Source organism: Rhizobium ecuadorense, from assembly GCF_001187535.1.
In the GTDB taxonomy this organism is placed as follows: Bacteria; Pseudomonadota; Alphaproteobacteria; order Rhizobiales; family Rhizobiaceae; genus Rhizobium; species Rhizobium ecuadorense.
The window spans coordinates 1-418 of sequence record NZ_LFIO01001010.1 but is presented as its reverse complement, the minus strand read 5'-3'; the positions used below and the strand labels follow the sequence as shown (position 1 = coordinate 418).

At 56.5% G+C, this 418-nt stretch carries 1 protein-coding gene; it reads right to left on the bottom strand.

Features of this window, described 5'->3' with window-relative positions:
* On the bottom strand, positions 1–418 hold a 418-nt coding region (locus AF337_RS18495), incomplete at both ends, for a DUF1214 domain-containing protein (RefSeq protein ID WP_152971132.1).

Below are 418 nucleotides of genomic sequence, written 5' to 3'. Positions count from 1 at the left end.
GCTGAGAATTTTCTGGCCGCGGATGAGGGCATGAGTCGCCCGGTCATAGGCTGTGGCCGACCAGTATTGTTTGACAGGGGGATGCGCCGGAATGGTCAATCGATAGGTCTTGGAGCCATCGAAGGGCTGTCCGTGCTTGTCCTTGATCGTCATCAGATAAAACTGACCGATGCCCGAATGCTTGGTGCTGAAAAACGCCATCGTATAGGTGACGCCGCGTCCGTCTACGGAATAGCTGTCAGGGTCGGCATACTGTGTCTGCAGGCCCTTGATCGCATCGGGTGCGATCGGAAAAACCCACTGGCGTCCCTCATAATAGGGCGCGAAGGTGGTTTCATATTGCAAATCCATCCATGCTTGTGCCTCGACGACCGCGGCTTCCAGGATGGCTTGTGTCGTAGCGTCCGGCTCGAAGGGT